The 12613-nt window shown below is 70.7% G+C and carries 15 protein-coding genes; 10 read left to right on the top strand and 5 right to left on the bottom strand.

What is annotated here, in order from left to right; translation table 11 throughout:
- Positions 1-57: 57 nt before the first annotated feature.
- A complete protein-coding gene (locus tag ACTWQO_RS42190) occupies positions 58-822 on the bottom strand; it encodes an SDR family NAD(P)-dependent oxidoreductase (RefSeq protein WP_443242690.1) in 765 nt (254 codons plus the stop codon).
- Here ACTWQO_RS42190 and ACTWQO_RS42185 point away from each other — a divergent pair.
- The 8 genes from ACTWQO_RS42185 to ACTWQO_RS42150 all read left to right on the top strand — a co-directional run bounded on the left by ACTWQO_RS42185 (position 717) and on the right by ACTWQO_RS42150 (position 5548).
- Positions 717-1004, top strand: coding sequence for a TetR family transcriptional regulator C-terminal domain-containing protein (locus ACTWQO_RS42185; RefSeq protein WP_443242672.1), 288 nt, complete (start codon positions 717-719; stop codon positions 1002-1004). The two genes, ACTWQO_RS42190 and ACTWQO_RS42185, sit on opposite strands and share 106 nt — an antisense overlap.
- Positions 979-1335: a PRC-barrel domain-containing protein gene (locus ACTWQO_RS42180; protein WP_443242671.1), complete on the top strand. Its 357-nt coding sequence runs from the start codon at positions 979-981 to the stop codon at positions 1333-1335. The genes ACTWQO_RS42185 and ACTWQO_RS42180 overlap by 26 nt, the downstream gene beginning before the upstream one ends.
- Before the next feature lie 31 nt (positions 1336-1366).
- Positions 1367-1540: a hypothetical protein gene (locus ACTWQO_RS42175; RefSeq protein ID WP_443242691.1), complete on the top strand. Its 174-nt coding sequence runs from the start codon at positions 1367-1369 to the stop codon at positions 1538-1540.
- Between the two features lie 77 nt (positions 1541-1617).
- Positions 1618-2112 carry a DUF5990 family protein gene (locus ACTWQO_RS42170; protein ID WP_443242670.1) on the top strand — a complete coding sequence of 165 codons (495 nt, stop codon included), beginning with the start codon at positions 1618-1620 and terminating at the stop codon, positions 2110-2112.
- Positions 2113-2484: 372 nt separating this feature from the next.
- Positions 2485-2688 (top strand): cold-shock protein, encoded by a 204-nt coding sequence (locus ACTWQO_RS42165; RefSeq protein WP_030224351.1) that lies wholly within the window; start codon positions 2485-2487, stop codon positions 2686-2688.
- A gap of 242 nt (positions 2689-2930) precedes the next feature.
- Positions 2931-4427 carry a DEAD/DEAH box helicase gene (locus ACTWQO_RS42160; RefSeq protein ID WP_443242669.1) on the top strand — a complete coding sequence of 499 codons (1497 nt, stop codon included), beginning with the start codon at positions 2931-2933 and terminating at the stop codon, positions 4425-4427.
- 40 nt (positions 4428-4467) lie between these two features.
- Positions 4468-4779 carry an SCO5918 family protein gene (locus tag ACTWQO_RS42155; RefSeq protein ID WP_443242668.1) on the top strand — a complete coding sequence of 104 codons (312 nt, stop codon included), beginning with the start codon at positions 4468-4470 and terminating at the stop codon, positions 4777-4779.
- Positions 4780-5206: 427 nt separating this feature from the next.
- Positions 5207-5548, top strand: coding sequence for a MerR family transcriptional regulator (locus ACTWQO_RS42150; protein WP_443242667.1), 342 nt, complete (start codon positions 5207-5209; stop codon positions 5546-5548).
- Positions 5549-5554: 6 nt separating this feature from the next.
- Here ACTWQO_RS42150 and ACTWQO_RS42145 read toward each other — a convergent pair whose 3' ends face one another.
- Genes ACTWQO_RS42145 through ACTWQO_RS42130 form a run of 4 tightly spaced genes read right to left on the bottom strand, consistent with a single transcriptional unit; the run spans position 5555 to position 9666 of the window.
- Positions 5555-7162 (bottom strand): VWA domain-containing protein, encoded by a 1608-nt coding sequence (locus ACTWQO_RS42145; RefSeq protein WP_443242666.1) that lies wholly within the window; start codon positions 7160-7162, stop codon positions 5555-5557.
- Between the two features lie 20 nt (positions 7163-7182).
- Positions 7183-8400 carry an AAA family ATPase gene (locus ACTWQO_RS42140; protein ID WP_443242665.1) on the bottom strand — a complete coding sequence of 406 codons (1218 nt, stop codon included), beginning with the start codon at positions 8398-8400 and terminating at the stop codon, positions 7183-7185.
- Positions 8401-8402: 2 nt separating this feature from the next.
- On the bottom strand, positions 8403-9161 hold the full coding sequence (locus tag ACTWQO_RS42135) for a hypothetical protein (protein ID WP_443242664.1): 759 nt from the start codon (positions 9159-9161) through the stop codon (positions 8403-8405).
- Positions 9151-9666 carry a SigE family RNA polymerase sigma factor gene (locus ACTWQO_RS42130; protein WP_443242663.1) on the bottom strand — a complete coding sequence of 172 codons (516 nt, stop codon included), beginning with the start codon at positions 9664-9666 and terminating at the stop codon, positions 9151-9153. The genes ACTWQO_RS42135 and ACTWQO_RS42130 overlap by 11 nt, the downstream gene beginning before the upstream one ends.
- A gap of 101 nt (positions 9667-9767) precedes the next feature.
- On the opposite strand from ACTWQO_RS42130, the gene ACTWQO_RS42125 reads away from it, so the two are divergent.
- Positions 9768-10877, top strand: coding sequence for a sigma factor-like helix-turn-helix DNA-binding protein (locus ACTWQO_RS42125; protein WP_443242662.1), 1110 nt, complete (start codon positions 9768-9770; stop codon positions 10875-10877).
- Complete coding sequence (locus ACTWQO_RS42120; protein ID WP_443242661.1) at positions 10874-12604, top strand: transglycosylase domain-containing protein; 1731 nt, start codon at positions 10874-10876, stop codon at positions 12602-12604. Before ACTWQO_RS42125 ends, ACTWQO_RS42120 begins: the two co-directional genes overlap by 4 nt.
- The last annotated feature ends 9 nt before the right edge of the window (positions 12605-12613 follow it).

The following is a 12613-nucleotide window of genomic DNA, read 5'->3' as shown; positions in this document are numbered from 1 at the left end:
TCGTCAAGGCGAGGAGGACCAGCATGCAGCGGCACGACGAAGCTCGGGATCCGTGCGCTACGCGGCGATGACGGCGACCGCTGTCCTGCCCCCGTCGACGTCCACCACGGTCCCGTGCACGAAGGTCGCTTCGTCACTGGCCAGCCAGACCACGGCATGCGCGATGGCGTCCGGCGTGCCGACCTCCCCAGCCGGGGTGCCCTTCATCATGATCTCGCCCGGATGGGGCTCGCTGCCTTCCGGGGCCGGGGGCAGGACGACGCCCGGGGAGACGGCGTTCACACGGATGCCCAGCGGGCCGAACTCCGCGGCCCATGCGCGGGTGAGTGTCTCCATGGCTCCCTTGGTGGAGCTGTAGAGCGCGCCGAGAGGAACACCCAAGCGCGCGATCCACGAACCGAGGTTGATGATCACCCCGCCACCTGACTCCGCCATGGCCGGCGCTACGGCAGCGGTGAGGAAGAACGGGGCCTTCACGTTCACCCCGTAGACCTCGTGGAACGTCTTCTCGTCCGTGGCGGTGGTGGCGGGAGCCGGGTAGATGCCGGCGTTGTTCACGAGGATGTCGATCCGCCCGCCCAAGGTCTTCCGGGCCCGGTCGGCCAAGCCCTGGGAGTTCTCCGCGCTGCCGTCGAGGTCCGCCGCCAGGAAATCGGCCCGGCCGCCGGATGCGCGGATCCCTGCGACGACCTGTGCCCCCCGTTCCCCGGGCGATCGTGACGGGACTGATGCGGCAGTGGCAGGAGCAGCTCGCCCGCGGGATGCGCGCCCTTCAGGCAAACGGCCTGGTGTCGTCGGACCTCGATGTCGACCGGACGGCAGCCGCGCTGCTGGCAGGCATCCAGGGAGGCGTGACCATCATGATGTCCACGGGCGACTCGTCCCACCTCAAGGCAGCGCTCGACACCGGGATCGAGCATCTGCGCTGCAGTCCTACGATGGCAAGTGGGCCGGTGCTCTCACGAGACAGGGAGCAGCATGATCCGTTCAGCCGACATCCGTGAGTGGCGCAACCATGACGTGGTCGACCTGAAGCGGCGCAAGATCGGCATGCTCGAAGCGATCTATGTGGACACCGCCACGGACCAACCCGCCATGGCCACGGTCCGGACCGGGCTGCTCAGCCGCCAGCGGCTGGTCTTCGTCCCCGTCGACGAGGCAGTCCTCGGGCCGGGCTACGTCCAGGTTCCGTACGCCAAGGGGCAGGTACGCAAGGCCCCTTCGATCGGGACGGACGACGTACTGCCCGCCGAACAGGAGGAAGCGATCTTCCGGCACTACGACATGACGTACCAACCGGGTGCCACCGGCGAACGCCGACTCGCGCGCCGTTGACCACCCACACGCGGCAAAAGGAGGCGTTCGGGTGATGGTGCTCTTCCTGCTGCTCGTCCTCGTGGCCGTCGTACTGGGAATCATCGGCGCGGCAGCGGACGGACTGGGCTATCTGCTGGCCATCGGCATCGTGCTCTTCGTGGCCGATGTGGCCTTCTTCTCGGTGCGAGGGTTCCGGCATGCCAGGCGGCGTCCCATCCGCTGACGCCGGCCGACGCGATCACCGCTGCCCGGACCCACCCCAGTTCGAGGCCGGCCGACCGCTGCGGGGACGATGGCGGGATGATGGCCGCCATGTACGTCCGCATCGACGCTGTCGACCTGCCCGGCCTCACCCGGCCCGCGTCCGTCGACGGGAAAACCCCCGCGTACGGCAACATCCACGTCGCCGTGCAGCGCCGCGACCGTCCGGCCGAGCTGCTGGAGCCGCAGCCCGGTGACGCGCCGTCCGCGACCTGGACTCTGGAGTGCACCACGAGCGCCTCGCCGACCGGCACCGAGGTCAAGGGTCCTTACGTGCAGCATCGTCTGGGCCGACGGTTCATCTACCTGTCGTGGGGCACGGTCGACGAGTCGGGCACTTTTACGATGTTCCGCCGCGCCAAGCTCATGCTCGACGTCGTCCCCGCCGACGTACTCACCGCCGCCGCACGCGACGGGCTGCTGGTCGGACGACTCGGCCTGACCGACGCACAGGGCGGTCCCCTGTGCGCACGCGTCGAGCCGCCGTACATCACCTGGACCGCCGCGCGAACAACCGGCGTCCGGCCGATGTGACCTTTATTGCGATAGTGGGGTTCCGGCGCGTTCGCCGCTGTCCGTGCCGTTGACGACGACGGCAGCGGCGCACGGCTCATCGTCCGAGGTCACAGCGCTGTGGCCGGCAGTACCCGGCAGGAACACTGCTTCCCCGCGGAGCAATATCTGTAGCCGTGAAGTAAGAAATAGCTGCGGCGCACGACGATTATTCCTCGAACGCCGGCCACAGCGGAATTTGTCGACAGCGCAGGGCCGGTCGCACCATGCTAATGTCGATCTCAGTTGCAGGTGTGGTTGCCAGAAGGTTCATTTTCCGACGGGGTAATCAGCACGGCGACGCGGAATTCGCACAGTGCGGATTCCGGACATCGTCTCCGAAGGAGAATTGACATGGCTACTGGCACCGTGAAGTGGTTCAACGCGGAAAAGGGCTTCGGCTTCATCGAGCAGGACGGCGGCGGCGCCGACGTCTTCGCCCACTACTCGAACATCGCCGCCCAGGGCTTCCGCGAGCTGCAGGAAGGCCAGAAGGTGTCCTTCGACATCGCGCAGGGCCAGAAGGGCCCGACGGCCGAGAACATCGTTCCCGCCTGACACCCGCAGCAACGCATACTTCGCAGCTGGGGCCCGCACCTTGGGGTGCGGGCCCCGGCTCGCTGCTTTTCAGGGCGCGCGACGGGAAGACCCCACCACATCACCGCACGGTGATGCATTCCCCGTCGATCCGACTCGGCGCCCATCATCTCCGGCCCGTTCTCGTGATTCTCTGCGCCGTTCATTTTGCTGCGGAAATTCCTTGCTACGTGCCTACGTGCTCACATCGAGGAAGGTTCCGCTTGAACCACGCACGCACCAACCGCACGACCCGTACCTACGACCGCTCCCGGGGTTCCGCCGCCACCCGCTCGGGAGCGTCGCGGCGTTCCACCGGCTACGAACGCCGACAGCCCGCCCTCCAGGGCGAGTTCGCACTGCCGGTGACGATCACGCCCGCGCTGCCCGCCGTCGAGTCGTTCGCCGACCTCGCCCTGCCGGCGCCGCTGCTGGCCGCGCTCGGCCACGAGGGCGTGACCATACCGTTCCCGATCCAGGGGGCGACCCTGCCGAACTCCCTCGCCGGACGTGATGTGCTCGGCCGCGGCCGCACCGGGTCCGGCAAGACCCTCGCCTTCGGCCTGGCCCTGCTGGCCCGTACCGCGGGCCGGCGCGCGCAGCCACGGCAGCCACTCGCCCTGGTCCTCGTCCCCACCCGCGAGCTGGCCCAGCAGGTGACCGACGCGCTCACCCCGTACGCCCGCTCTGTACAGCTGCGGCTGGCGACCGTGGTCGGCGGGATGTCCATCGGCCGGCAGGCCGGTGCGCTGCGGGCCGGGGCGGAGGTCGTCGTGGCGACGCCGGGGCGGCTCAAGGACCTCATCGACCGGGGCGACTGCCGACTGGACAGCGTCGCCATCACCGTCCTCGACGAGGCGGACCAGATGGCCGACATGGGCTTCATGCCCCAGGTCACCGCCCTGCTCGACCAGGTGCGCCCCGAAGGGCAGCGGATGCTCTTCTCCGCCACCCTGGACCGCAACGTCGACCGGCTGGTCCGCCGTTACCTGGCCGACCCGGTGGTCCACTCCGTCGACCCGTCGGCGGGTGCGGTCACCACGATGGAGCACCACCTGCTCCACGTGCACGAAGCGGACAAGTACCAGACGACCACCGAGATCGCGGCGCGAGACGGCCGGGTGATCATGTTCCTGGACACCAAGCACGCCGTGGACCGGCTGACGAAGCACCTGCTGAACAGCGGCGTCCGCGCCGCGGCTCTGCACGGTGGCAAGTCCCAGCCCCAGCGCACCCGGACCCTCGCCCAGTTCAAGACCGGACATGTGACGGTCCTGGTGGCGACCAACGTCGCGGCCCGCGGCATCCACGTCGACAACCTCGACCTGGTCGTCAACGTGGATCCGCCGAGCGACCACAAGGACTACCTGCACCGCGGCGGCCGTACCGCCCGCGCCGGCGAGTCCGGCAGCGTCGTCACCCTCGTGACGCCCAGCCAGCGCCGCGGCATGAGCCGGCTGATGGCTTCGGCCGCCATCACCCCGCAGATCACCTCGGTACGTTCGGGTGAAGCGGAACTGAGCCGCATCACCGGCGCCCAGGCCCCGTCCGGTGTCCCGGTCGTCATCACCGCACCGCCTGCGGCACGTCCCGCCCGCGGCGCCTCTTCCGCCGCTGCCTCGTCCCGAGGCCGCCGCGGCCGTCCCGCCCGGGGGCGCACCGCCGGTGAAGCGGGACGGCGCAGGACGCCGCGGCCGTCCTCCTTCGGCCCGGCGGCGTAGTGCCGCGATCCGTCCGTTCTCCTTCTCCCTGTGGGGCTTCATGCGCTGTGTCATCGCCCGGTACCCGTTCGACCTGACCAAGAGCGGAGTGCTGGACTCCATGAAGGGCGTCACGCCCGAGCTCATCACGGGTGAGTCCGTGACCATCGGCCGCCGTCGCTACCCGGTCAAGCAGGTGGGCCAGGTCATCACCCGACAGGACCGCCGCGACTTCACCGCCGACGAAGTCGTCCGGGCCATGACCGGCCTCGGCTTCACCTGCCACGCCCGCCTGGAGGCCGCGCCCGTGCGTGTGCCCACCGCGGTCCAGACCGCGTCGGCACTGCTCGGCTCCGCATCCCTGGACGGATGAGAACGGGCGGGAAACCGCCATCAGGATCCCCGGTGAGGGCCCTGCCGACGCGCGTCGGCAGGGCCCTCACCGCTGTCTTGCCGTCCGTTCTCCGGGAGATCTGGTCCCCCGGACAGCCGAAATCTACTCTCGTCAGAGTAGACATTGGGCTCTGGCACGGTTAGCCTTTTTCTCGTAGACAAGGTCAAGTGAGGCCCGGCAGACACGAACTGGCGGGTTGTAAGGGGTTGTTCGGAGAAGGACGACACCGGATGGGAAGGTGGTCCCCGGTCACGCAGCCGCGATCCCCGCACCCCCTTCTGCAGGGCTGGTAGCGGAAACAGAAGGTCGGCAGAGCATGAGGGCCGACAGATGGTGTTGAATTTCCTTCGGGGCCCTGGTGCCGTACGGCATCGGGGCCCCTCGACGCGTTGCACTACGAGGTGACATGACAGCAGATACCCCTCTCAGTGGTCGTCTGGACGACGACGACTACCCCGCCTACACGATGGGGCGGGCCGCCGAGATGCTCGGCACCACCCCGGCATTCCTACGAGCCATCGGCGAGGCTCGTCTGATCACTCCGCTGCGCTCGGAGGGCGGACACCGCCGGTACTCCCGCTACCAACTGCGGATCGCCGCGCGCGCCCGCGAACTCGTCGACAAGGGCACCCCGATCGAGGCTGCGTGCCGCATCGTCATCCTTGAGGACCAGCTCGAGGAAGCGCAGCGCATCAATGCCGAGTACCGCCGCCGTGCCGGGCACGAAGCACCCGGCAGTTCCGGCTGAGGAACGTCAGATCACGCGGAAGAGATCCGCGGCGGCGTGGACGTCGGTGAGGTCGTCGATGGAGCGGAGGTTGTCGCAGAGGGCGTGCAGGACGGAGTCCGATGCGGCGACGCGCGGAGTGCCGACGGCGATGCCGAAGAGGCGGAAGTCCAGGAGGCGCTTGGCGTCGTTCCAGTCGCGCGTCCACTGCTCGGTGACGCCGCAGTCGTCGTCGGTGAGGATCACGATGTCGCCGCGTGTGCGGGTGGCGTCGTTGAACTCGTCCCGCAGGAGTTCGGAGGCGGCTGTCAGGGGGCGCTGGTAGCTGGTGCCGCCGCCCAGGAAGGTCTCCGCGAAATCGAGGGTCCGGGTGATGTCGGCGGGCCGGTCGGCCGGGAAGCGGAAGACCTGGAGCTTGTCGGCGGCGGAGAACAGGATGCCGACGAAGTCGCGCCCCGCCTGGCGGGCCTGGTCCAGCAGGGCCAGGGCGCACGCCTTGGCCCACGCCTCCCGGGTGATGCCGCCGGGCCCTGCCTCGTACATGGAGTGCGAGGTGTCCACGCAGGCGATGACGGCGCCCTGGCCGGTGGTCTGCTCGCCCTGGCTGTCGTAGAGCATCAGCTCCCCGGCGGCGTAGCGCGCGGCGAACACCGCACGCAGCTCGGGGAGGCCGAGGCTCGCCAGCTCGGAGGGGATGACGCGGGAGAGGTCGTTGCCGAGCGTGACGCCGATCAGTTCACCGGCGGTGTTCTCCACCTTGCGGGCGCGCTCGCCGCTCGCCATCTGCCGGAAACGGCCGATCAGTTCGGCCCACTGGGCGAGACGGCCGGTGCGCAGCCGCTCGGCGAGCCGGGCGCGCTGCTCGAACGGCATCCGCTCCAGCTCACCGGGGCCGACGCCCCACGCCCGCATCAGCGTCGCCTCCCCCCGCACGGCCTCGACCGACTGCGCCGCGGCGCTTCGCGCGGCGGCACGGATGCCGGGGACCGCCGCCGCCCCGAGAGCTTGCGCGGCTTCCCGCGCGGCGGACTCCGCGGCCTCGATCGCCTGTTGTACGGCGTCGGCGTCCGCGGGCGACACCGTGCCGTCCTCGTCGGCCCCGTCCGCGGCCTGCTGGAGCGCCTCCTCCACGGCGGTCGCCGCGTCCACGGCGGCCTGCTGGGCCTTCTTGGCCTGCTCGGCCCGTTCCCGGGCGTCCCGGGAGCGCTCCAGCATCCCGCGCAGCGCGGCGGCCTGGGCGAGTACGGCCATGGCGGCGGCGTAGGGGTCGCCGGCCGTCTCCCGGTGCAGCTCGGCGAACTCCGGTGACTCCACCAGTGCGGTGATGACCTGGTGGTTGACCATCCGGGAGGGGTCCATCTCCGCCCGCTCGCGCACACGGGGCCCGACCTTGTACGCGGCCAGGAACACGTCGGTCAGGAGGTCCGTGGCGGTGTCGTCGTAGCGCTGGACCAGTTCCTCGGCCAGATCGCGCAGCCCGGCCGACTGGTCGTAGGTGTCGCGCCAGGTGAACCGGTCGAAACGGTCCGCTACCACGGCCGCGGTGTGCCGCTCGGGAGCGGCGGCGGGTGGGCCGCTCCGCCACCGCCCGGCTCGGCTCGCCAACTCGTCGACCGTGCGAGGTGTGTTGGCCATGGTCCCGAACCCCCGGGTGCTCAGAGCTGGGCCTGCACCATGCTCGCGTCCACGCCGAGGGCCTCGGTGAGGACGCGGGTGCGGACGGCGCGCTGGCGGGCGGTGACCCGGTCGATGGCGGTCGTGGAGCGGCCGGCGGTCACCGCCTCCTCGCGCAGCTTCTCCAGCCGTTTGCCCGCGGTGGCGAGCTGGTTGTGGGCCTTCTTGATGACCCAGTCGCTCAGCGCCTCGCGGGACTGCCCGGCCATGGCGTCGAGCTGGGCCTCCAACTCGTCGACGACGTCGGCCAGGTCGAGCGCCTCCTTGGCGTCGGGGTTGACCAGGTGCAGCACCTCGCGCTCGACGGTGGGGCGCTGCGCCGGGGAGTCCCACAGCACGTGGGTCAGCACCGACAGGTCGTTCTCGGCGACCGCCGGGCGCCCGTCGAGGTACGCGGACGCCTGGAGCAGGCCCACCGCCTGCCGCCAGCGGCGGTCGGAGACGACAAGTTCCCTGCGGCGCAGGGCGGCCCGCAGCGTGCATACGGCGTCCACGATCACGTCGGGGACGTCCACGGCGGGGACGGCCTCGGTCACGGCGTGCTGCAACGCCGCCAGTTCGACGGTGGTCCGGGTCGGCGCGGCCGGGCGGCTGACGGCGGAGCGGACCAGCGCGGCGAAGTTGGAGGGGTCTTCCAGGTAGCCGACCTCGATCCGGACCAGCAGCCGGTCGTAGATCGCGGCGGAATCCTCCGCGCTGGGCAGTTCGTTGCTGGCCGTGATGGCTCCGATCAGGGGGCAGCGGATCGGCTCGCCGCCGCTCTCGGGGTGGTAGATCCGCTCGTTGAGATAGCCCAGCGTCTCGTTCAGCGCCGCTGTGGAGCACTTGAAGATCTCGTCGATGAACGCGATGTGCGCGGTCGTGGCGCGGCCGTCGTAGACCTGGCGGTACTCACCCCGGGCCAGCGCGGCGACGTCGATGGGGCCGAACATCCTGGTCGGCGCGGTGAACTTCGACAGGAGGATCTCCCAGTACGACGCTCCCTCGACCCTGCCGGTCAGCTCCCGGGCCATCTCCGACTTCGCCGTTCCGGGCGGGCCGAGCACCAGCGAGTGCTGTCCGGCCAGCAGGGTCACCACCAGGGTCCGCACCACATCGGCTCGCTCGTAGAAACGGTCGGACAGCTCGTCGCTGATCGCCCGCAGCAGCTTGGCCGTGTGCTGCGAGTCCTGTGCCTCCGGTGCGTCCGATGCGTCCATGTTCAACTCCCTGTCGGGGACGTCCTGTCGGGCCGGGCGAGACTGGGCCGGGCGGGACTGGCGGGCGTGAGTGTCGTCGTGGCGGTCGGCTCGGCCGCGGACGCGGGGCCGGTGACCGAGAGGACGCCGCCGGTCTTCACGCTCGTGTAGAACCACTTGGCGTCGGCCACGTCCAGACTGATCCAACCGCTGGTGGTGTCGTACTTGCCCATGTTCTTCGCTTCGTAGGACAAGGCGGCGCCGACGTAGAACGGCTGGTTGTCGGCATCGCGCAGTTCGACGGCGAGCGAGACGTCAGCGTTGTAGCGGGTTCCGTCGGTCGCGTTGGTGACGGGCAGAACCTCGCTGTCGAGCTTCCTGTACACCGTCAGCGGCCCCATCAGCTTGCGGCTGTCGGCGACACCCGCCGTCATCGTCATGACCCGGTCCCCGACGGTCAGGGTGCCCCGGTCGAGGTCGACCGTGCCGGAGGTGGGCAGGGCAGGGGTCGCCTCACCGGAGGTGGCAGGGGGTGGTGACGGGACCGCGGGCGTGGCGGCCGGGACCTGGCGGTGGTTCCCCTCCTCCGCGGAGCCCAGGGTCAGCGCGAAGGCCACCAGGGCGAGGGCGGCCGTACCCGCGGCCAGCGTGCCCGCCATGCGGCGGCGCGCCCGGCGGACGGCATGACCGCGGACCTCGGCGCCGGTCAGGACCGGAGGAGTCTCGTGTTCCTCGGCGAACTCGTGGAGCGCGGTGGAGAGTTCGGAGCGTTCACCCGACACGGCCGCTCTCCTTCCGAACCGGTTCGGCAGCCTCGTCCACAGTCAAATGCTTCGCCAGCGCCGCCCTCCCCCGGGCCAGTCTGGCCTTGACCGTCCCCACGGGCGCACCCGTCTCGGAGGCTACCTGCTCGACACTCAGGTCACACAGATGGTGCAGGACGATCGCCATCCGCTGGGCCTTGGGCAGTTGGCGCAGCGCGGCGACGAGCGCCGTGCGATCGGGGCCGGGTCCCGGCGTGAACTCGGGCGGCGGCGTACGGCGCACCAGTTCCAGCCAGCGCTTGGCCCGACGCCAGCGGCTGACCGCCAGACGCATGGCCACCGTGCGTATCCACGCCTCGGGCGCCTCGTCCGCGAGGAAGCTCTTGCGTCTGCTCCAGGCCCGTACGAACGCCTCCTGGACCACTTCCTGCGCCTCCTCGCGATCCCCGGTGAACGCGCTGAGCTGGCCGGCCAGCCGGGGAAACGTGGCCGCGTAGAAGGCGTCGAACTCGTCCTCGGTCATACCCCCACCGGAGTTTTGGATTCCGTGCAACCTGGCCGCCCCAGTGGTGCGTACAGGTCCCGTAGGTCGCGTACATCGGAACACGCCCCACAGGAAAGACGATGAACTCGAGTCTCCGGATCCACTGGCCCGCTCCCGGCCCCCACATTGACTTCGCCACATACGCGCGTGCCGGCAGACCCCGGCTGGTCACCACCGCGCGGCTGCTCTGCGGCGATCCCCGCGAAGCGGCGGAGCTGGTCCGGAACACGCTGGTGGGGGTGTGTGCCCGGTGGCGCCGGATACCGCGGGACGACGTGGACTTCTATGTACGGCGCTCCCTCGTCCGGGAGCATCTGCGCCGGGCGCGCCGCCGCAAGGCCCCGGCCCAGGAGGGGTTGGGGGCCCTGTCCGCGCGGCAGCGGGCCGTGCTGGTGATGCTGCACTGGGAGGGACTGGGCGAGACGGAGGTCGCCCAGACGCTGGGCTGTTCGGCCGGCGCGGTCAGGAGCCATGCCCGGCGCGGGCTGGCGGTCATCGGGGGCGACGCGGAGCGGCTGCGCGGTGTCTTCGCCGAAATCGCTGAGACTGCCCAAGTCGCCGACGGGCTCGCCCCGTTCGCCGTGCAGCTCGGTGCGATCGAGGAGCGGGGCCGGACCTTGCGCCGCCGCCGCGTCGGCGTGGTCGCGGCCGTCTGCGCGCTGCTGCTCGCCCCGGCGGCCGTGTTCGCGACCGACCGGATCGTGGGCTCCGGCGCCGCGGACGGGTCCGCCGCCACCGTGGTCGGCATGGCGTCGAGTCCGATACGGATCGTCGCGCCCGGCGAGCGGGTGGAGGCCATGCCGGGGGTGCAGGTCTGGCTGACCACCGACGGCCGGCACTGGTCGACGGCGCAGGGGCCCAACCAGTTCCAGCGTCTTCCCGGGGACGGCTCCGAGAACCGGCAGCCGGGCGTCTTGGTGCAGCCGGAGCCGGTGAAGGGCGCGTACTTCCTGTCGGGCCTCTACTACGGCTTGTCCGCCGACCCGGCTCGTGTCGAGGTGACCGTCGACGGCAGTGAAGTCACGGGCAGCGTCCTCACGCTGGCGGGCAACCCGGGCTGGGGCGTCTGGTACGCGCCCGCACCGCTGTCGACGGCGGAGCTGAAGGCGAGTTATGTCGAAGGAGGTCCGATGGTCACGGTGTACGACGCGGCCGGCAAGGTCGTCGCGCGGTCCGGCGGCGACGGGTGAAGCCCCCGCTGCGGCCCCGTCCCAGCGGCCGGGCCCGGCGTGGGAAACGCCCGGCGGGCTCGCACCGTCTGCGTCTGCGCATCCCGCTCCGCCTCCGCCTCCGCCGCACGCGGGGCCGTCTGCTGCGCCGGCTGAGCATCGCCTTCCTGGCGCTGACCACGGCGCTGTGCACGGCCGCGGTGGTCGCGTACCAGCTGACGGAGATTCCCGAGCCGCACCCGGAGACCGTCACGCAGAGCACGGTGTTCATCGACGACAAGGGCTCCTATCTGGGCCGGCGCGGTCCCGTCGACCGCCAGGAGGTGCCTCTGCCGCAGATCCCGCGCTATGTCCAGGACGCGGTGATCGCGGCCGAGAACCGCTCCTTCCGTACGGACAACGGCGTCTCGCCGCGCGCCGTCGCCCGCGCGGTGGTGTCCTCGCTGACCGGCGGAGCGCCGCAGGGCGGCTCCACCATCACCCAGCAGTACGTGAAGAACGCGCTGCTGAGCCCGGAGCAGACCCTGTCGCGCAAGGCACGCGAGGCGCTGATCGCGATCAAGCTCGACCGCACCCGCTCCAAGGACGAGATCCTGGAGGGCTATCTCAACACGGTGTACTTCGGCCGGGGCGCCGCCGGCATCCAGGCCGCCGCGCGCAACTACTTCGATGTGGACACCCGGGACCTGACCGTCTCGCAGGGCGCCGCCCTGGCATCGATCGTCAACATCCCCTCGTACTACGAGAAGGCCGGCTCCGATCCCAAGGTGACCGCGAAGCTCAGGGACCGCTGGGAGTGGGTGCTCGACGCGATGGCGGCGAGCGGCAGCATCACGGCGAAGCAGCGCGCCGAGGCCGCCTTCCCGGCGTTCCGCTTCTATCCGCCGGGTACGACCGAGGGGCAGCGGCAGTACATGATCGACGTGGCCGCGGAGGAGGCCGCCGACCAGCTCGGCATCACCGAGGACCAGTTGGCGCGCGGCGGCTACACCGTGCACACCACCTTCGACCTGGCGCTCCAGGACGCCACCACCGAGCTGGTGAAGGACCTCAAGGGCCGCAAGGGAACCCGGCTGCACACCGCCGTCGTGGCGATCGAGCCCGGCGACGGGGCGGTGCGGCTGCTGTACGGGGGGTCGGACTACGCCCGGCAGCCGTTCAACGACGCGGTGGGCGGCGCGGTGGAGGCGGGGGCGGCGCTGGAGCCCTTCGGCAAGGTCCTGTTCGGCACCCCGCTGACCACGCTGCCGAAGACCCCGGCGCCCACCCCGCTGAAGCTGGCCTCGGCGTACGCGACCGTGGCGGCGAACGGGGTGTACGCGGCCCCGTACACGATCACGAAGATCACCCGGGACGGGCGGGACGTCTACACCGCACGCCCTGACACACGGCCCGCGCTGAACGAGGGGGATGCGTTCATGGTGAAGGCTCAGATGTACGGGAACAAGGAGGATTCCCGAGCGGCAGAGGCGGCCCAAGGGGTCATGCCACCCTTCGATCCCGCCGCCCGGAGCATTTCGCCGGTCTTCTTCACGGCCGGAGCGGGCGGCGGGATCACCCGCCGGACCGTATGGTCCACCGCGCTGGACTCCCGGCTCGCCCTGACGGTCGCCCTCTTCGCCGACCAACCCGGCGAGAAGAAGAACACGACCGTCCCCGCCCAGCTCCCGAACGATCCGCCGCCGACCGAGTCCGCCGAGCGGACCGCGGAGCGGATCTGGCGGCTGGCCACCACCGGGGCGGAGTAGTCCGAGGCA

It is taken from the genome of Streptomyces sp. 4N124 (genome assembly GCF_052245395.1).
GTDB lineage: Bacteria > Actinomycetota > Actinomycetes > Streptomycetales > Streptomycetaceae > Streptomyces.
The sequence above is the reverse complement of the archived record's forward strand: the minus strand, read 5'-3'. Positions and strand labels throughout refer to the sequence as shown.

What these genes read in the sequence shown, in the direction of transcription:
- ACTWQO_RS42145 (WP_443242666.1), bottom strand. Translation starts at nt 7,162, where the DNA reads ATGGCCAACACACCTCGCACGGTCGACGAGTTGGCGAGCCGAGCCGGG.
- ACTWQO_RS42140 (WP_443242665.1), bottom strand. Translation starts at nt 8,400, where the DNA reads ATGGACGCATCGGACGCACCGGAGGCACAGGACTCGCAGCACACGGCC.
- ACTWQO_RS42125 (WP_443242662.1), top strand. Translation starts at nt 9,768, where the DNA reads ATGAACTCGAGTCTCCGGATCCACTGGCCCGCTCCCGGCCCCCACATT.
- ACTWQO_RS42155 (WP_443242668.1), top strand. Translation starts at nt 4,468, where the DNA reads ATGCGCTGTGTCATCGCCCGGTACCCGTTCGACCTGACCAAGAGCGGA.
- ACTWQO_RS42150 (WP_443242667.1), top strand. Translation starts at nt 5,207, where the DNA reads ATGACAGCAGATACCCCTCTCAGTGGTCGTCTGGACGACGACGACTAC.
- ACTWQO_RS42170 (WP_443242670.1), top strand. Translation starts at nt 1,618, where the DNA reads ATGATGGCCGCCATGTACGTCCGCATCGACGCTGTCGACCTGCCCGGC.
- ACTWQO_RS42130 (WP_443242663.1), bottom strand. Translation starts at nt 9,666, where the DNA reads ATGACCGAGGACGAGTTCGACGCCTTCTACGCGGCCACGTTTCCCCGG.
- ACTWQO_RS42165 (WP_030224351.1), top strand. Translation starts at nt 2,485, where the DNA reads ATGGCTACTGGCACCGTGAAGTGGTTCAACGCGGAAAAGGGCTTCGGC.
- ACTWQO_RS42180 (WP_443242671.1), top strand. Translation starts at nt 979, where the DNA reads ATGATCCGTTCAGCCGACATCCGTGAGTGGCGCAACCATGACGTGGTC.